The 17,109-nt window shown below is 42.3% G+C and carries 17 protein-coding genes; 10 read left to right on the forward strand and 7 right to left on the reverse strand.

What is annotated here, in order from left to right:
• Positions 1–132: 132 nt before the first annotated feature.
• Positions 133–570, reverse strand: coding sequence for an Rrf2 family transcriptional regulator (locus HT724_RS07710; protein ID WP_001166796.1), 438 nt, complete (start codon positions 568–570; stop codon positions 133–135).
• A 75-nt stretch (positions 571–645) separates the two neighbouring features.
• Positions 646–1,488, reverse strand: coding sequence for a metallophosphoesterase family protein (locus HT724_RS07715; RefSeq protein ID WP_173276199.1), 843 nt, complete (start codon positions 1,486–1,488; stop codon positions 646–648).
• 111 nt (positions 1,489–1,599) lie between these two features.
• Between HT724_RS07715 and HT724_RS07720 the strand changes: the two genes are divergently transcribed.
• The 4 genes from HT724_RS07720 (at position 1,600) to HT724_RS07735 (ending at position 4,044) form a co-directional block, all read left to right on the forward strand.
• Positions 1,600–2,250, forward strand: a complete 651-nt coding sequence (locus HT724_RS07720) for a metal-dependent transcriptional regulator (protein WP_000188510.1) — start codon at positions 1,600–1,602, stop codon at positions 2,248–2,250.
• 118 nt (positions 2,251–2,368) lie between these two features.
• The gene (locus HT724_RS07725) at positions 2,369–3,079 is read left to right on the forward strand and encodes a nicotinamide mononucleotide transporter (protein ID WP_000749112.1); all 711 of its coding nucleotides are present in this window, start codon (positions 2,369–2,371) and stop codon (positions 3,077–3,079) included.
• Positions 3,080–3,198: 119 nt separating this feature from the next.
• Entirely contained in the window at positions 3,199–3,612 is a 414-nt protein-coding gene (locus tag HT724_RS07730) for a hypothetical protein (RefSeq protein WP_173276200.1), read from the forward strand.
• A gap of 18 nt (positions 3,613–3,630) precedes the next feature.
• Positions 3,631–4,044, forward strand: coding sequence for a hypothetical protein (locus HT724_RS07735; RefSeq protein WP_173276201.1), 414 nt, complete (start codon positions 3,631–3,633; stop codon positions 4,042–4,044).
• Positions 4,045–4,082: 38 nt separating this feature from the next.
• Here HT724_RS07735 and dtd read toward each other — a convergent pair whose 3' ends face one another.
• The gene (dtd, locus tag HT724_RS07740) at positions 4,083–4,526 is read right to left on the reverse strand and encodes a D-aminoacyl-tRNA deacylase (protein WP_173276202.1); all 444 of its coding nucleotides are present in this window, start codon (positions 4,524–4,526) and stop codon (positions 4,083–4,085) included.
• Between the two features lie 29 nt (positions 4,527–4,555).
• Positions 4,556–6,778 (reverse strand): bifunctional (p)ppGpp synthetase/guanosine-3',5'-bis(diphosphate) 3'-pyrophosphohydrolase, encoded by a 2,223-nt coding sequence (locus HT724_RS07745; protein WP_173276203.1) that lies wholly within the window; start codon positions 6,776–6,778, stop codon positions 4,556–4,558.
• A 344-nt stretch (positions 6,779–7,122) separates the two neighbouring features.
• On the opposite strand from HT724_RS07745, the gene HT724_RS07750 reads away from it, so the two are divergent.
• A complete protein-coding gene (locus tag HT724_RS07750; RefSeq protein ID WP_049532344.1) occupies positions 7,123–7,383 on the forward strand; it encodes a hypothetical protein in 261 nt (86 codons plus the stop codon).
• A 126-nt stretch (positions 7,384–7,509) separates the two neighbouring features.
• Positions 7,510–8,139, forward strand: a complete 630-nt coding sequence (locus HT724_RS07755; protein WP_173276204.1) for an MBL fold metallo-hydrolase — start codon at positions 7,510–7,512, stop codon at positions 8,137–8,139.
• Positions 8,140–8,266: 127 nt separating this feature from the next.
• Here HT724_RS07755 and pepO read toward each other — a convergent pair whose 3' ends face one another.
• Complete coding sequence (gene pepO / locus HT724_RS07760; protein WP_173276205.1) at positions 8,267–10,159, reverse strand: endopeptidase PepO; 1,893 nt, start codon at positions 10,157–10,159, stop codon at positions 8,267–8,269.
• Positions 10,160–10,335: 176 nt separating this feature from the next.
• Between pepO and HT724_RS07765 the strand changes: the two genes are divergently transcribed.
• From HT724_RS07765 to tpx, 4 genes are all read left to right on the forward strand, one after another.
• Positions 10,336–11,058: a metal ABC transporter ATP-binding protein gene (locus HT724_RS07765; RefSeq protein WP_000619162.1), complete on the forward strand. Its 723-nt coding sequence runs from the start codon at positions 10,336–10,338 to the stop codon at positions 11,056–11,058.
• Positions 11,055–11,903: a metal ABC transporter permease gene (locus HT724_RS07770; RefSeq protein ID WP_000559791.1), complete on the forward strand. Its 849-nt coding sequence runs from the start codon at positions 11,055–11,057 to the stop codon at positions 11,901–11,903. The genes HT724_RS07765 and HT724_RS07770 overlap by 4 nt, the downstream gene beginning before the upstream one ends.
• Positions 11,904–11,934: 31 nt before the next feature.
• The gene (psaA, locus tag HT724_RS07775; RefSeq protein ID WP_000733069.1) at positions 11,935–12,864 is read left to right on the forward strand and encodes a metal ABC transporter substrate-binding lipoprotein/adhesin PsaA; all 930 of its coding nucleotides are present in this window, start codon (positions 11,935–11,937) and stop codon (positions 12,862–12,864) included.
• Between the two features lie 121 nt (positions 12,865–12,985).
• Complete coding sequence (gene tpx, locus HT724_RS07780) at positions 12,986–13,477, forward strand: thiol peroxidase (RefSeq protein WP_000256026.1); 492 nt, start codon at positions 12,986–12,988, stop codon at positions 13,475–13,477.
• 96 nt (positions 13,478–13,573) lie between these two features.
• Here tpx and HT724_RS07785 read toward each other — a convergent pair whose 3' ends face one another.
• Positions 13,574–16,282, reverse strand: a complete 2,709-nt coding sequence (locus HT724_RS07785) for an ABC transporter permease (RefSeq protein WP_173276206.1) — start codon at positions 16,280–16,282, stop codon at positions 13,574–13,576.
• 1 nt (position 16,283) lies between these two features.
• Positions 16,284–16,985, reverse strand: coding sequence for an ABC transporter ATP-binding protein (locus HT724_RS07790; protein WP_173276207.1), 702 nt, complete (start codon positions 16,983–16,985; stop codon positions 16,284–16,286).
• Positions 16,986–17,109 lie beyond the last annotated feature (124 nt).

The raw sequence follows: 17,109 nt of genomic DNA on the forward strand, positions 1-17,109 counted from the left end.
CTGACTTTGTCAGTCTTATCTACAACCTCAAAGCGGTGCTTTGAGCAACCTGCGGCTAGCTTCCTAGTTTGCTTTTTGATTTTCATTGAGTATAAAAACCTTCTCATAAGCTTTTTTATTTTAAAGAAGAATTCACTCCTTCATCTGACTCTCTGCATCAGCCACAACTTGCTCTAAACTAGTCTGACCAAGCTCTGCCTCCATGGCCAGCTGGATTCTCTCCAATTTTTGATCCAAAACATCATGAATATGAGCTCCAACTGGACAATTTGGATTTGGATTGTCATGGAAACTGAAGAGTTGACCAGTCTTACCAAGACACTCAACCGCTTGATAAACATCTAAAAGACTAATATCCTTGAGATCCTTGACAATCTCTGTTCCCCCTGTTCCACGCGCCACTGAAATCAGCTCTGCCTTCTTCAACTGGGACAAGGTTTTTCTGATAATGACAGGATTGACCCCGACACTAGCAGCCAGAAAATCACTGGTCACCTTGCTTTCCTTCCCCTTGAGGGCAATGATTATCAGCATATGAGTCGCAATGGTAAATCTACTTGGAATTTGCATGCTCTTCTCCTTTTTACGAGGCTACCCTGCCTCTACTCTTCTTTTTCTTTTATTATACCCTTTTTAGTTGTAATGTCAATCGTTACCACCTTTTAACCAGTCGTCTAACTCCCGATCGTAGCCCTCTTTCTGGGCCAATTCTCTCAGAAATTCCTGATGATGAGTATGGTGGATCCCATTGACCAGACTTTCATAATAAACCTCAAAATAAGGGAGTTTCAGGTCTTTAGCCAACTGCAATTCAGCTGCCACATCGTAGTCTACCCGTCGGAAGTCCATATCTACCAAGCCCTTGTCATCAAACTCCAAAATCATATACTGGGCCCGCAAGTCCTTCCGTAGCTGAGCGTCTAAAAAGAAAGGTTGCCCAATCGAACCCGGATTGACAATCAATTGCCCACCAGTCCCGTAACGAAGCAACTGCTGGTGAATATGACCATAAACAGCAATATCACAAGGCGGATTGGTCACCAAGCGGTCAAAATCCTCTTGCGCTCCAGTATGAATCAACTCTCTCCCCCAGTTCTTATCAGGAAGATGGTGGCTAATTCCCACCGTCAAATTCCCAAACTGACGATGAAGCTGGAGAGGTTGATTGTGAAGCAATTCGATTTCTTCTAGGGAAATTTCCTCTAAAACATATTGGCACTGGCGCAAGAGATAGCGTTGACTGGGACGAGTACTATCCAATTCCTTGCGGACACCATGCCACAGACTGTCTTCCCAGTTTCCCAAAACTCTAGCCGTAATCGGTAGATCAGCCAACAAGTCCAAAATCCTTCTACGCCCTGTCCCTGGCATGAGAATATCTCCCAAAAGCCAGTATTCATCCACTCCTAGCTGCCGAGCATCTGCCAAAACAGCCTCCAAGGCGGTGGTATTTCCATGAATATCTGAAAGAAGAGCTATTTTCGTCATATCCATCTCCTCGTTTTTTCTCTTGCAATAAGTATAACATAAAAAGTCACAGCTAGAGAAATCTAGCTTTTTTTGATATACTAGATAAAGATATTAGACAAGAGGAAACGAATGACCCCGAATAAAGAAGATTATCTAAAATGTATTTATGAAATTGGCATAGACCTGCATAAAATCACCAACAAGGAAATTGCGGCTCGCATGCAAGTCTCTCCCCCTGCCGTAACTGAAATGATTAAACGGATGAAAAGTGAAAATCTCATCCTCAAGGACAAGGAATGTGGCTATCTACTGACTGATCTCGGACTCAAACTGGTCTCTGAGCTCTATCGTAAACACCGCTTGATTGAAGTTTTTCTAGTTCATCATTTAGACTATACGAGTGACCAGATTCATGAGGAAGCTGAGGTCTTGGAACACACTGTATCTGACCTGTTCGTGGAAAGACTGGATAAATTGCTAGGTTTCCCTAAAACCTGCCCCCACGGAGGAACCATTCCTGCCAAGGGAGAACTCCTAGTTGAAATCAATAACCTGCCACTAGCTGACATCAAGGAAGCTGGCTCCTATCGCCTGACTCGGGTGCACGATAGTTTTGACATTCTCAGTTATCTGGACAAGCACTCACTTCACATCGGTGATTCGCTCCAAGTCAAGCAGTTTGATGGCTTCAGCAACACCTTCACTATCCTTAGTAAAGACGAGGATTTACAAGTGAATATGGACATTGCCAAACAACTCTATGTCGAAAAAATCAACTAATTTCTCAAGTCCCCTACCAACCCTGAAAATTTGATTTTCAGGGTTTTATTTTTATCATTTGATTTTGCTTTCATTTAGTTGTAGAATATTTGTTAAAAAAAGAAAGATAGTTTAACCTATGAAAAAATCACTAAAAATTTTTGCGACATCTAAATGGTTTGACCTCTTTGGAGTTGCTTTGGTCGTTGGGATTGCGATTGCATCTGGTTACCTCAACTCCCGCCTCGATAAATTTGTAGACTGGGGACCATGGACAGCTCTTGTTCCCTTTGGATTGATTTCCGTAACCAATGTTGGGATTTCCATGTTGTCCACTCGTTTCACGGGAAAATTAAGCAAATGGGGAAATTACTTTGGCATTGTTAATACCATTTTGTCCGGTGCTATTGATTATATCCTTGGAAATAAGGCGGCTATTATCACTTATCCCGTCACCTTCCTCATTTATACCTTTGCTATTAAGAAATGGGAAGCTTCGCAAGAAGGCAGACCCAACCAAATGAGCCAAAAACAGCTAAAATTGGCGGCCATCATCATTTCAATCATCGCCTTCCTCTTTGCCTTTGTGACCAACTATATCGGATATGGGGGCAAGATGAATCTCCTTGCCTACGTAACAACTATTGCCTTTGCACTGTCCCTCATTGCCAATGCTTTGAATGCATTGAAACTAACAACTCAGTGGGGCTTTTGGTTGATTTACAATTTCGTTCAGCTGACAAAGGCTGGCATTCAAGGAAACTTTGCCAATATCGGTAAATACATCTTTTATATCCTCAATGCAATCGGAGCTTTATTTGTCTGGAATGATGAAGAAGTAAAACAATAAGAGGAAAATCAAATAAAGAAATCTAACAGAATCTCCTTACTAAAATTTTTTATCATTTTACTTGTAACTCCCATTCTTTTGGAGTAGAATGAAGCTAGATAAAAGAGGGAGGTCTTGTCATGAAAAAACTCTATAGAATCCATTTTACAGCAATTGCAGTTATCGATTTGCTACTATTCGCATTTTTTAGCACTAGACTCGAGACAGCTTTCGACTGGCTCTTGCTCACTGGTTTTATTTTCCTCCTTGTTCAGGGACTCCTGCTATTTCGCTTGGTCGTCCAACTAAAAAATCAATTCGCTGAGATTTATCCTCAAATCAATAAAATGATTCGCTTCTACTATTTAGGGGTGCTCATCAGCGACTTTCTATTATTTGTTCTCTTAGCCTTCACTAGTTCTCAGCGATTTTCCACTCTTATGCCAATCGTCACTGCTTGTCATTATACTTTATATTATCTGACGACTGACTACCTAAGAGAAAACTATCCAGACTTTTACGATAAACACATCACTTTATGGGAGTGTCTCTAAGGAAAAGGAGGTTTTAGCATGAAAAAAATCATCTTCATCAAAACCATTCAACTTCTTGTCATTGATGGAATCATGCTGGCATTTTTGACATTTAAAGAGGGGCTTACTTGGGATTGGATTTTGATTTACAGTGGTTGGCTCATTTTCTTTCATCCTGTGCTATTGACCTATCTGTCCAACCAGCTTTGTGACCACTTTAGTCAACTCTATTCCCAGATTAGACCGCGATTCTGGCGTTTTGCCTTACAAATCCTCCTATGGGATAGCCTGATGATTCTCTCCTTGATATGTTTGAGTGGTGTGCCACTTTTCCTTCAGGGAACTCTCCTCATCCTAGGACACATCATCCCTTCCTATCGCACTTGCCAAAGCCTGAAAAGAGATTTTCCTAAGGCCTATCAGAAACAGATTTCATTTTGGAGTATTTTATGATAGATAAGAAAAGCCAAGCCGGCTGGACTTGGTCTTTCTTATCTATTTTTAGTATCAAGGATAATGGTAACTGGCCCATCATTGACCAGCTCAACCTGCATATCAGCTCCAAAGAGGCCTGTCTGAACGGGCACTTCTTGCGCTAATTTTTGATTGAAAGCATCATAGAAGTCTGATGCCATATCAGGCTTGGCTGCCCCTGTAAAGGCTGGACGATTGCCTTTCTTGGTATCCGCAAAGAGGGTAAACTGAGAAATAGAGAGGATTTCTCCTTCAATATCTTTGACAGACAGGTTCATCTTGCCTTCTGCGTCTGAAAAAATACGCATGTTGACCAGTTTTCTCACAGCATAGTCCAAATCTTCCTCTTGGTCCTCTGGTCCAACACCAACCAGCAATAAGAGGCCTTGATTGATTTTCCCCTGAACCTGACCTTCGATAGTCACTTGGGCTTTTTTAACCCGTTGGATAATGATTTTCATAATAGCCTTTCTAGTAAGAGCTAGGACAATTAGCCATTGGTCCGTTTAACAGAGTAAACTTCTGGCACACTCTTAATCTTGTCCACGACCGTCGTCAGTGTCGAGAGGTTGGCAATACCAAAGGATACATGGATATTAGCAAATTTCATATCCTTGGTTGGTTGAGCGTTAACTGTTGAGATATTCTTGGTTGTGTTTGAAAGAACTTGCAGTATATCGTTCAACAGTCCTGTACGGTTGAGACCATAGATATCGATATGAGCCATATACTCCTTATTTGAGTTTGAATACTGGTCTTCCCACTCCACATCAAGGAGACGTTGCTCGTAGTTTTCTTGGGCACGCAGGTTCATACAATCCACACGGTGAATAGCTACACCACGACCCTTGGTAATGTAGCCGACAATATCGTCACCAGGAACAGGATTACAACACTTGGCAATCCGCACTAGGAGACCTGAGGCTCCTTCAATGACCACACCCCCCTCATGCTTGACCTTGAGGGTTTCTTTATTTTCAACCTTGACCTCGCCACCTTTGACAAGTTCTTCTGCCTCAGCCTTGGCCTTGGCACGTTCTTCTTCACGACGTTCCTTTTCAGTCAAACGGTTAAAGACAGTAATAGCACCGATTTCGCCAAAACCAATAGCCGCAAAGAGGGATTCTTCTGTCTTGTAGCTGGTCTTTTGCAGAACTTGATCCATGTGGCGCTTGTCCATAAATTTATTGGCTACATAGCCATTTTCTTGGAACTGGGCCATCAACATTTCACGACCCTTGTTGACAGACAATTCCTTATCTTGGTTTTTAAAGAACTGACGAATCTTGTTGCGCGCCTTGCTGGTCTTGACCATATTGAGCCAGTCACGGCTTGGCCCAAAGGAGTTGGGGTTGGTGACAATTTCAACCTGATCCCCTGTCTTGAGCTTGGTTGTCAGTGGAACCATGCGACCATTGACCTTGGCACCAGTTGCTTTTTCCCCGACTTTTGTATGGATTTCGTAGGCAAAGTCAATCGGTCCTGAATCTTTTGGAAGGGAACGGACAGCTCCATCTGGGGTAAAGACGTAAATCTCCTCAGCCAGATAGTTTTCCTTAACAGAGTCCACAAATTCCTTGGCATCATCAGCCTGGTCTTGGAGCTCCATCATCTCCTTGATCCAGTTCATCCCAATAGCAGACTCCTTGCTGTTAACCTGCCCCTTAACGCCTTTCTTATAAGCCCAGTGAGCCGCAACCCCGTACTCAGCCACCTCGTGCATGGCTTTAGTTCGAATCTGGAATTCGATCGGCCCTTTTGGCCCATAAACTGTCGTATGGATAGACTGATAACCATTGGCCTTGCGGTTAGCGATATAGTCTTTGAAACGACCAGGCATAGGTTTCCAAAGTTCATGCACATAACCAAGCATGGCATAAACATCACTTTGGGTATCCAAAATACAACGAATGGCAATCAGGTCATAGATTTCCTCAAACCGTTTTCTCTTATCCTGCATTTTACGGAAAATTGAGTAAATATGCTTGGGACGACCGTAAATCTTCCCTTTCAAGTGACGTTCTGTCGTATATTCCTCTAATTTTGTAACTACCTCATCCACCAAGGCTTCACGCTCTCTACGCTTTTCCTTCATCATATGGGTAATCTTGTAAAACTCCGTTGGATTGAGATAACGGAAAGACAGGTCTTCTAATTCCCATTTAACGCTAGAAATCCCCAAACGGTGGGCAAGTGGGGCATAGATTTCCATGGTTTCTTTGGAAATGCGCTCCTGCTTGTCTTTTCGAAGATGTTTTAGGGTCCGCATATTGTGCAAACGGTCAGACAGTTTGACCAAAATAACGCGGATGTCCTCAGACATGGCCATGAGCATCTTACGATGATTTTCCGCTAATTGCTCCTCGATAGATTTGTACTCGACCTTACCAAGCTTGGTAACCCCATCTACGATTACCCGCACATCAGGGCCAAACTCTCTCTCCAAATCATCCAAGGTCGCATCTGTATCTTCCACCACATCATGCAAGAAACCACAGGCAACCGTTACAGCATCTAGTTTGAGTTTGGCTAAAATACCTGCCACTTGGATAGGGTGAATAATGTAAGGCTCACCTGATTTGCGATATTGACCACTATGGCATTCCACCGCATAGATCAAGGCCTTATGGACAAAATGGACATCCTCTTCTGTTAAATATTCTTTGGTTAAGGCGACAACTTCTTCGCCTGTTAAATTCACTTCTTTTGGCATCTCTACTCTCCAATTCTTCCTACCATTTTATCACTTTTTTAAGAATATGAAAACTAGATTGGAACAGAATAGGAAAAAAATAATTCAGAATTGCTTGATAATTCTGAATTATTAGTCTATAATATATTACGAAGTTAGATTTTAAACTTAGGTGATAGAAGGAGAGATAGAAGAACGGAAACCATATTGTAACCGAAAGACTTTCTGACTTCCCCAATTTCCTTGAAGATACGAAAGCTAAACAGTGGAACTCGTGTCACATACACTGGTACCTTGACTGGATTTTGGAATTAAAAATCCTCAAGATACTTTCTTTTATCCTTTAGTTTATAAGGAGAACACCTATGAAAAAAACTGCTATTTCTATCTTTGCTCTCCTAGTGTTAGGAGTTAGCTGTCTGTTCCTATTCAGCCAGCAAGGCTATAAAAAAACAGTCGTTCAATACTATGCTAAGGACCAGAACCTGCCCAATAGGATAACTTATAGTGAATATAATGATAAACAAGAAGCCAACTACGGTGGCACTCTAAACATCACATCTATCAAACAAGCTAATGACGGAGTTTATGCAACCTATGAAGGGCAATTGACACCTCTCCAATAGTGATAAATTGATAACCAGCCTGTCTTCATCCAGTCATGCTGGTTTTTAAGTTCATTTTAAATCCTTACCTATTCTCCCTAACTGTGCTATACTTATCTTAGTACATTCTTTGAGATTGGAGCTAGTATGAAAATCCATAAAACTGTGAATCCTGTTGCTTATGAAAATACCTATTACTTGGAAGGCGAAAAGCACCTTATCGTAGTAGATCCTGGTAGTCATTGGGAAGCCATTCGTCAGACAATCGAGAAGATCAACAAACCGATCTGTGCCATTCTATTGACCCATGCCCATTATGACCATATCATGAGTCTGGACTTGGTTCGCGAGACTTTTGGCAATCCTCCTGTCTATATCGCAGAGAGTGAAGCTAGCTGGCTCTACACTCCTGTCGATAATCTCTCTGGGCTTCCCCGCCACGATGATATGGCAGATGTGGTCTCAAAACCAGCTGAACACACCTTTGTCTTTCATGAGGAATATCAACTGGAGGAATTTCGTTTCACTGTCTTGCCAACACCAGGTCACTCTATCGGCGGTGTTTCTATCGTCTTTCCTGATGCTCACCTAGTCTTGACAGGTGATGCTCTATTCCGAGAAACTATCGGACGAACGGACCTTCCGACTGGTGGCATGGAGCAACTTCTTCATAGTATCCAGACCCAACTTTTCACCCTACCAAACTACGATGTCTATCCAGGACATGGTCCAGCTACTACTATTGCTCACGAAAAAACTTTCAATCCTTTTTTCTAGCAAGATGATGATAATCAATAGCACAATTTAAGTAAACTATCCAGCAAATCTTTCTATTACAAAAGGCATCCCGTCAAGGTTTTCACACCTGATTGGATGCCTTTTTCTGATGACTTGATTCTTTGCCTTACCAAATAATCACGCGCTCTTCTGGTGAACGCCACATACCGTCTCCTTCTTTGACATCATAGGTTGTAAAGAAATCATCGAAGTTTGGTACTTGTACATTGACACGGAGTTTGGCTGGTGCGTGCACATCGACGCTAGCCAAAAGTTTCATAAATTCTGGACGACCTTTCATGCGCCAGATGCGACCGAAGTTGTAGAAGAATTCTTCTGCTGAGAAGTCTGGTTCTCTCTTAGCTGCTTCAAGCGCTGCAGCGATTCCTCCCAAGTCAGCCACATTTTCTGATACAGTCAATTTACCGTTGATGGTTGCTCCATAAGAATCCTGTCCATCAAATTGGTCAATAACTTTTTGTGTTTTCTCCTTGAAGGCAGCATAGTCACTCTCTGTCCACCAATCCTTGAGGCTACCATTTTCATCAAAGGAAGCTCCGTTGGTATCAAAGGCGTGGGAAATTTCATGGGCAATAACTGCCCCAATACCACCATAGTTAGCAGAAGATGACTGATGCAAGTCATAGAAAGGCGCCTGTAAAATAGCTGCTGGGAAGACAATCAGGTTCTTCTGTGGATTGTAGTAGGCGTTGACCATATGAGCAGGCATGCCCCACTCCTTGTAGTCTACAGGCTGGTTCCACTTACTCCAACTGTGCTTGATTTCCACACGCGCAAAGGCTAGAGCATTGTCAAAAAGGCTAGCCGTTTCATCCACTACCTTGTCTTTGTAGCGTGCTGGCAATTCTTCTGGATAACCGATATAAGGCTTGATGACATTGAGTTTGACGATGGCCTTGTCACGAGTTTCTGGAGTCAGCCAGTCATTTTTGGCCAAGCGTTCCTTATAGACATCAATCATGGTTGCCACTTTTTTCTCCACGTCCGCCTTAGCTTCTGGGGAGAATTTTTCATGGGCATACCAGAGACCCAAGGCTTGTTTGAATGGGCCTTGTGCTAGCTGGTAGGCTGCCTTGACCTTGTCTTTGGCTTCTGGAACTCCTGAAAGCGCACGGCTGTAAGCACCTGACAAGACACGGATTTCTTCTGTTAAATAGCTGGTTGAGAGATTAACAACACTTAAAATTAAGGTTGCTTTAAGGAGAGGCCAGGCCTCTTCACTGTAGAATTGATCTGCTGCTTGCCAGAAACGTTCCTCGTCTACAATAACCTTGTCTGGTACTTGTCCAAGAACGGCTTGGAAAAAGTCATCCAAAGGTAGGGCAGGCGCAAATTTCTTGAAATCTTCATAAACATATGGATGGTAGAGTTTAGCATATTCTGAACTTTCTTCATTAGAAAGAACTACTGCTGCAACTCGACGGTCCAATTCTAGTCTTTTCTCAAGCAAGTCTTCAATTTCTGTATCAGAGAAATCATAAGCCTTGAGAAGATTTGCGCTGCTTTCTTTCCAAAGAGTCAAGAGCTCTTCGCGCTGAGGATGGTCTTCTGCATAGTAGGTCGTATCTGGCAGGATCGTGCTTGGAGCGCTAGCCCATAGAACATTGATTCTAGCATCCATAAAGTCTGGCGATACACCAAAAGGAAGGAAGTTTGGTTTACCAGCAAGCTCAAACTCTGCTAGTTTGGCAGTGAAATCTGCAAAAGTCTCCAATTCTTGGAATTCTTTAAGAAGTGGTAAGACAGGTTTGATACCGTCAGCTTCTCTCTTGTCAAAATCACGAACTAGGCGGTGGTATTTGACAAAGTTTGCCAAGATAGCATCCTCAGGCACCTCTTCACCTGCCAACCACTTGTCTGTTGTCGCCAGCATCAGATCTTCAATTTCCTGGTCTAAATCAACAAAACCTCCCGTTTGAGACTTATCTGCTGGAATTTCAGCTGTCTGTTGCCATTCCCCATTGATAGCATCATAAAAATCATCTTGATAACGTGTCATCTTGTTCTCGCTTTCATTTGTACTTGCTTTTAGCTTAACAAAAATTACCTAGGAATGCAATTAAAAATGAACGGATATTTCTATTGTTTTTCAGTTATTATTTTAATTTTTTCAAAAATTAACTTGACTTAATTTTGTTTTTAAGGTATATTAAGATACAGGAGGAATACAAGTTTATGATACGTATCGAAAACCTAAGTGTCTCCTATAAAGAAACGTTGGCACTTAAGGATATTTCACTGGTGCTCCAAGGACCAACGATTACCGGAATCATTGGTCCGAACGGCGCTGGAAAATCAACATTACTAAAAGGTATGCTGGGAATTATCCCACATCAAGGTCAGGCATTTCTCGATGACAAGGAAGTTAAAAAATCCTTACACCGAATTGCCTATGTCGAACAAAAAATCAATATCGACTACAACTTTCCCATCAAGGTCAAGGAATGTGTCTCGTTAGGACTCTTTCCCTCAATTCCTCTCTTTCGCAGTTTAAATGCTAAACATTGGAAAAAAGTAGAGGAAGCCCTTGAAATCGTCGGCCTAGCTGACTACGCTGAACGTCAAATCAGTCAACTGTCTGGAGGTCAATTCCAGCGGGTCTTGATTGCCAGATGTTTGGTGCAGGAAGCCGATTATATCCTCTTGGATGAACCCTTTGTTGGGATTGACTCTGTCAGTGAGGAAATCATCATGAATACGCTGAGAGATTTGAAAAAAGCTGGTAAGACGGTTCTCATCGTTCACCACGACCTCAGCAAGGTTTCCCACTACTTCGATCAAGTCTTACTTGTCAATCGAGAAGTGATTGCCTTTGGTCCAACCAAAGAAACCTTTACCGAAGCCAATCTCAAAGAAGCTTACGGTAATCGACTCTTTTTCAATGGAGGTGACCTATGATTGCAGAATTTATCGATGGATTGCAAAAATTCCATTTCCTACAAAATGCCTTGATAACAGCTATTGTCGTCGGGGTCGTAGCTGGAGCTGTGGGATGTTTCATCATTCTACGTGGGATGTCACTCATGGGAGATGCTATTTCACATGCTGTCTTACCAGGTGTAGCCCTCTCCTTCATCTTAGGCGTTGACTTCTTTATCGGAGCCATTGTCTTTGGATTGCTAGCTGCTATCATCATTACCTACATCAAGGGGAACTCGATTATCAAAAGCGATACCGCCATCGGCATTACCTTTTCTTCTTTCTTAGCCCTCGGTATCATCTTGATTAGTGTCGCTAAAAGTTCAACTGACCTTTTCCATATCCTTTTTGGTAATATTCTAGCCGTCCAAGATACGGATATGTTTATCACTATGGGCGTAGGGGCGGTCATTCTCTTGTTAATCTGGATTTTCTTCAAGCAACTCTTGATAACTTCCTTTGATGAACTTCTGGCTAAAGCCATGGGAATGCCTGTCAATTTCTATCACTACCTCCTCATGATACTCCTGACTCTCGTGTCTGTGACAGCCATGCAAAGTGTTGGAACTATCCTGATTGTAGCCATGCTGATTACCCCAGCTGCAACTGCTTATCTGTATGCTAATAGCCTGAAAAGTATGATTTTCCTTTCCTCAACCTTTGGAGCTACAGCTTCAGTTTTGGGACTCTTTATTGGCTATAGTTTAAACTTAGCAGCTGGTTCTAGCATCGTACTTACAGCTGCTAGCTTCTTCTTAATCAGTTTCTTTATCTCTCCTAAACAACGATATTTGAAACTGAAAAATAAACATTTGTTAAAATAAGGGGCAAAACCCCAATAAATTGGAGGATCTAATGAAAAAATTAGGTACATTACTCGTTCTCTTTCTTTCCGTTATTGCTCTTGTAGCATGTGCTAGCGGAAAAAAAGATGCAGCTTCTGGTCAAAAACTAAAAGTTGTTGCTACAAACTCAATCATCGCTGATATTACTAAAAATATTGCTGGTGACAAGATTGATCTTCACAGTATCGTTCCGATTGGACAAGACCCACACGAATACGAACCACTCCCTGAAGATGTTAAGAAAACTTCTGAGGCTGACCTCATTTTCTATAACGGTATCAACCTTGAAACAGGTGGCAATGCTTGGTTTAGCAAATTGGTAGAAAATGCTAAGAAAACTGAAAACAAAGACTACTTTGCAGTCAGTGAAGGTGTTGATGTTATCTACCTTGAAGGAAAAAATGAAAAAGGTAAAGAAGACCCACACGCTTGGCTTAACCTTGAAAATGGAATTATCTTTGCTAAAAATATCGCCAAACAATTGAGCGCTAAAGATCCTAACAACAAGGAATTCTATGAAAAAAATCTCAAAGAATATACTGATAAGTTAGACAAACTTGATAAAGAAAGTAAGGATAAATTTAATAACATCCCTGCTGAAAAGAAACTCATTGTAACCAGCGAAGGAGCATTCAAATACTTCTCTAAAGCCTATGGTGTCCCAAGTGCCTACATCTGGGAAATCAATACTGAAGAAGAAGGAACACCTGAACAAATCAAGACCTTGGTTGAAAAACTTCGCCAAACAAAAGTTCCATCACTCTTTGTAGAATCAAGTGTAGATGACCGTCCAATGAAGACTGTCTCACAAGATACAAATATCCCAATCTACGCACAAATCTTTACTGACTCTATCGCAGAACAAGGTAAAGAAGGCGACAGCTACTACAACATGATGAAATACAACCTTGACAAGATTGCTGAAGGATTGGCAAAATAATCCTATGAAAACGTCATTCTCACATGAGCTGGCGTTTTTTCTATGCCCACATTTCCGGTCAAATCATTGGAAAATTCCGGCTGTTTCAGCTAAAATGGAAGAAAAAAGATTGGAGTATCCTATGGTAACTTTTCTCGGAAATCCTGTGAGCTTTACAGGTAAACAACTACAAGTCGGCGACAAGGCGCTTGATTTTTCTCTCACTACAACAGACCTTTCTAAAAAATCTCTGGCTGATTTTGATGGCAAGAAAAAAGTCCTGAGTGTCGTGCCTTCTATCGATACAGGCATCTGCTCAACTCAAACGCGTCGTTTTAATGAAGAACTGGCTGGACTGGACAACACGGTCGTATTGACTGTTTCTATGGACCTACCATTTGCCCAAAAACGTTGGTGTGGTGCTGAGGGAATTGAAAATGCCATCATGCTCTCAGACTATTTCGACCATTCCTTTGGACGTGATTACGCCCTCTTAATCAATGAGTGGCACCTATTGGCACGCGCAGTCTTTGTCCTCGATACTGACAATACGATTCGCTACGTTGAATACGTGGACAATATCAACTCTGAACCCAACTTCGAAGCCGCAATTGCAGCTGCTAAAGCCCTATAGAAAAAAATCCTCTGTCACAAAGAGTTCTCTACTCTTTGAAACGGAGGATTTTTGTTTACGAGTAAATATAAATTCAATCAGCTAAAAACAACTGCCTTACTCTACAGATTTCAAAGCTTCAAGCATATCAACCTTTCTCAGATGATAATTGACAAAGAAACCAAGTACGGTCAAAATGGTGCTTACTGCTACCACTGGGATTACATAGACTTCCCAGCCTACCTGCGGATAAAAGAGAATAGTCGCAGGCGAAATCATTTGAATCAAAAATTGGTGTAAATAGAAACCAGATACCAAACCAAGTACGATTCCCACAAGGGACAGCACAATCGTCTCACGGTAAATGTAGAGAGTGACTTCATTATTATGAAAACCGAGAACCTTGATAGTGGAGAGTTCACGGATTCTCTCAGCCACGTTGATATTGGTCAGATTGTAAAGGATAACAATAGCCAACAGAACCGATACGATGACCAAGATGGTCATGGTCTGATTGAGTGAACTTGCTACCGAGTCAAAGAGTCGAATAGCTGAAGCATTCTGGACGACGCTGGACACCGCAGATTGATTCATAAGTAAGCCTGCCTGCCTTTCGATACTAGACGCACTAGAATCCTTTAGCGAGACCAGATAAGTATTAGCTTGCGGCACCTGTCCGTAAATTTGCTCATAGCTAGCCTGACTCATATAAATAAAGTGACCAACGTAGTTCTCAGCAATAGCAGCGACCTTTAGCTCCTTACCTTCAATTTCTAGAGTCTGCCCAACCTTGATACCTGCCAGCTGGGCTAGTTTAGCTGTAATAACGACGCCATCTTTTAATACCAACTCTTGCTGATGATGTTGCAGATGAATAAAGGGAGTCAAATCTTCCTTCTCTGTCATCATAAGGGTAATTGTCTGGAGACCAGCCTTACCTTTGAAATCCTTGTCTAGCGTGTTAGAATAGATTTTCTGATAGGCTTGTATATCCTGCCCTTTCAACACTTCTTCTAACTCTGTCTTGTCCTGATTGGTCGCACTAGGATTTTCAGAGACAATCATCTGATACTGTTGGATTTGTTGAAACTGTCTAGACGGAACTCCTGCTACAGAGGATTGGATTCCCAAACCTGCAAAAAGCAGGGCTACAGAACCTGCCACACCAAAGATCGTCATCAACATCCGCTGCTTATAACGAAAGATATTGCGGGCTGTCACCTTATGAGTAAAACTGAGACGACGCCAAATAAAACCGATGCGCTCCAGTAAGATTTTAGCTCCTTTAACAGGAGGTTTAGGCAATAAAAGCTGGGCTGCTTCGTCATGAAGTTCTCTACTAGCTACCAAGTAGGCTGGTAACACACTTGCCAACCAACTCAAGACAAGAGCCAGTAAGCTATAGGTCCAATAGATCTGAATCTGGGTTTCTCCCACCACCATGCCTTTTGTAATGACACTTGAAATCACACTGGCTAGTAAATAATGGCCAAGGATACTGCCTAGAGCCGTTCCGACAGTCCCAGCTACTAGACCGTAAAGGAGAAACTTGGCAATAATATCCTTGCTACGATAGCCCAAGGCCTTAAAAATCCCTGCATGAGTTCGCTCTTCATCCACAAAACGAGTCATGGTGGTAAAGGTCACCATAGCTGCTACGGCATAAAGCACTACAGGAAAGATATTGCCCACTGCCCGAATACTGGCTGAAGCATTACTATACATGAGGTAGCCTTGACCTCCAGGCATGGTCTGACGATTATAGACTTGATACTTGGGCTCAGCCAAATCATCCAAGGCTTGCTGATGTTTTTCTAGTTTTTCCTTTTCTTGGGCTAGATTTTGTTCAGCCTGCTTTAGTCTATCCTCTTCTTTACCCAATTCCTGCTTAGCTTGGGTAAGTTGAGCACTAGCCAGCTCTCTCTGAGCTTGAGGAAGCAAGGCTAGTTGACTTTCCTGAGCCTGTAAACGAGCTTGAGCAGCTGCTAAACGACGCTGGCCTTCCTGCAGATTAGTCTCAGCCTTATCAAGGGTTTCTTTGCCTTTGTCTAGAGACTCTTGTCCTTCTTTTCTCAAGAGTTGTAGACGTGCCTTGCCATTATCAGATAGAACTTGTTCAAGTTCTTCCTGATGTTGCTTGGATTTCTGTTCATAAGCTGCTGAAAAAGCATTTAATCCTGCTAAATCTTGATATTTCAAACGAGCTATATTGTAGACTTTCTGATCAAACTGACTAGGTAAAATCACCCCATAGGCTGTCAGAGTCCCACTTCCACTTCCTGCGTAGCCCATATCTCGCTGGGAGAGGATTTCAGCTGAATCCACAAAACCAGTAATGGTATAAGTATGGTCTTTTAAAGGGGAATGACCCTCTTCTTTTTCTTTAAAACTAATCTCCTGTCCCACGCTGTATTGGCCTTGCAAATGAGTGGCCAAAGCGATTTCCTTGTCTGACTGAGGAAGTCGTCCCTCTCTTAGCTGAAAGGTTGAAATTCGCTCTGGTTTGGAGTACAGCCGAATGGCATCCTGCCCATTCTCCATAGTCACATCTGTCAAATAGCCAAACTCGACCTCTGCACCCTGAGTCTGTTCTAGTTCTTCTTGATCTGCTTGATCCAAACCATAATTAGACATAACTGCCAAATCCAAAGTTTGAGCAGTTGTTAAATAAGCATTAGCTGTCACCTCCATGTTGGGGCTAGTCACTTTGAGGCCTACTAAGGCTAGAGACCCTAACATCATCAGGGTCAAGATGGATAAAAAACGTCCCTTGGAGCCTGTGAAGGACTGAATTAAGTCCTTCCAATAGGTTTTTCGCTTGATCATGCTAGTACTCCAAATTGTCAATATCCTGAGGATGCTGGTTGATCACCACATCCTTGACACTGGCATCGTGCATATGAATCACGCGATCAGCAATGGGCGCCAAAGCTCCATTGTGAGTCACGATAATTACCGTCGCTCCCTTTTGACGAGACATATCTTGGAGGATTTTCAAAACCTGCTTGCCCGTCTGATAATCCAAGGCTCCAGTCGGTTCATCACAAAGGAGAATTTTAGGATTTTTGGCTATCGCGCGTGCAATGGAGACTCGCTGTTGCTCCCCTCCAGAAAGCTGGGCTGGAAAGTTATTGAGACGATGAGCCAGACCTACATCTGTCAAGACCTGTTCAGGATTCAAGGCATCCGTCACGATTTCAGAAGCCAGTTCCACATTTTCCTTAGCGGTTAGATTGGAAACTAGATTGTAAAACTGAAAAACAAAACCGACATCATTTCTACGGTAATTGGTGCGCTGGTAGGAACTATAGTCTGCAATATTGGCACCATCAATCCAGATTTCCCCCTCATCATTGGTATCCATTCCCCCAAGAAGGTTAAGAACCGTTGACTTGCCTGCACCTGATGCACCTAGGATAATCACCAACTCGCCTTTTTCAATTTCAAAATTCACATCACGATTGGCCACAATCTCCGTGTCCCCAACCTGATAACGCTTGTAACAGTGTTTCATCTCAATATAAGCCATCAGACTCACCCTCTCTTAAACAAATTACTTCATATTACCATTATAACGCTTTTTCAACTAGTTGGAAACTGCTTACATTCTCAAATCCTTATTAAAAGGCAGTCTCAAACCACTGCCTTCTAAC

It is taken from the genome of Streptococcus sp. k-402 (assembly GCF_013277515.1).
Lineage (GTDB): Bacteria > Bacillota > Bacilli > Lactobacillales > Streptococcaceae > Streptococcus.

What these genes read in the sequence shown, in the direction of transcription:
- HT724_RS07710 (WP_001166796.1), bottom strand. Translation starts at nt 570, where the DNA reads ATGCAAATTCCAAGTAGATTTACCATTGCGACTCATATGCTGATAATC.
- HT724_RS07715 (WP_173276199.1), bottom strand. Translation starts at nt 1,488, where the DNA reads ATGACGAAAATAGCTCTTCTTTCAGATATTCATGGAAATACCACCGCC.
- HT724_RS07720 (WP_000188510.1), top strand. Translation starts at nt 1,600, where the DNA reads ATGACCCCGAATAAAGAAGATTATCTAAAATGTATTTATGAAATTGGC.
- HT724_RS07725 (WP_000749112.1), top strand. Translation starts at nt 2,369, where the DNA reads ATGAAAAAATCACTAAAAATTTTTGCGACATCTAAATGGTTTGACCTC.
- HT724_RS07730 (WP_173276200.1), top strand. Translation starts at nt 3,199, where the DNA reads ATGAAAAAACTCTATAGAATCCATTTTACAGCAATTGCAGTTATCGAT.
- HT724_RS07735 (WP_173276201.1), top strand. Translation starts at nt 3,631, where the DNA reads ATGAAAAAAATCATCTTCATCAAAACCATTCAACTTCTTGTCATTGAT.
- dtd (WP_173276202.1), bottom strand. Translation starts at nt 4,526, where the DNA reads ATGAAAATCATTATCCAACGGGTTAAAAAAGCCCAAGTGACTATCGAA.
- HT724_RS07745 (WP_173276203.1), bottom strand. Translation starts at nt 6,778, where the DNA reads ATGCCAAAAGAAGTGAATTTAACAGGCGAAGAAGTTGTCGCCTTAACC.
- HT724_RS07750 (WP_049532344.1), top strand. Translation starts at nt 7,123, where the DNA reads ATGAAAAAAACTGCTATTTCTATCTTTGCTCTCCTAGTGTTAGGAGTT.
- HT724_RS07755 (WP_173276204.1), top strand. Translation starts at nt 7,510, where the DNA reads ATGAAAATCCATAAAACTGTGAATCCTGTTGCTTATGAAAATACCTAT.
- pepO (WP_173276205.1), bottom strand. Translation starts at nt 10,159, where the DNA reads ATGACACGTTATCAAGATGATTTTTATGATGCTATCAATGGGGAATGG.
- HT724_RS07765 (WP_000619162.1), top strand. Translation starts at nt 10,336, where the DNA reads ATGATACGTATCGAAAACCTAAGTGTCTCCTATAAAGAAACGTTGGCA.
- HT724_RS07770 (WP_000559791.1), top strand. Translation starts at nt 11,055, where the DNA reads ATGATTGCAGAATTTATCGATGGATTGCAAAAATTCCATTTCCTACAA.
- psaA (WP_000733069.1), top strand. Translation starts at nt 11,935, where the DNA reads ATGAAAAAATTAGGTACATTACTCGTTCTCTTTCTTTCCGTTATTGCT.
- tpx (WP_000256026.1), top strand. Translation starts at nt 12,986, where the DNA reads ATGGTAACTTTTCTCGGAAATCCTGTGAGCTTTACAGGTAAACAACTA.
- HT724_RS07785 (WP_173276206.1), bottom strand. Translation starts at nt 16,282, where the DNA reads ATGATCAAGCGAAAAACCTATTGGAAGGACTTAATTCAGTCCTTCACA.
- HT724_RS07790 (WP_173276207.1), bottom strand. Translation starts at nt 16,985, where the DNA reads ATGGCTTATATTGAGATGAAACACTGTTACAAGCGTTATCAGGTTGGG.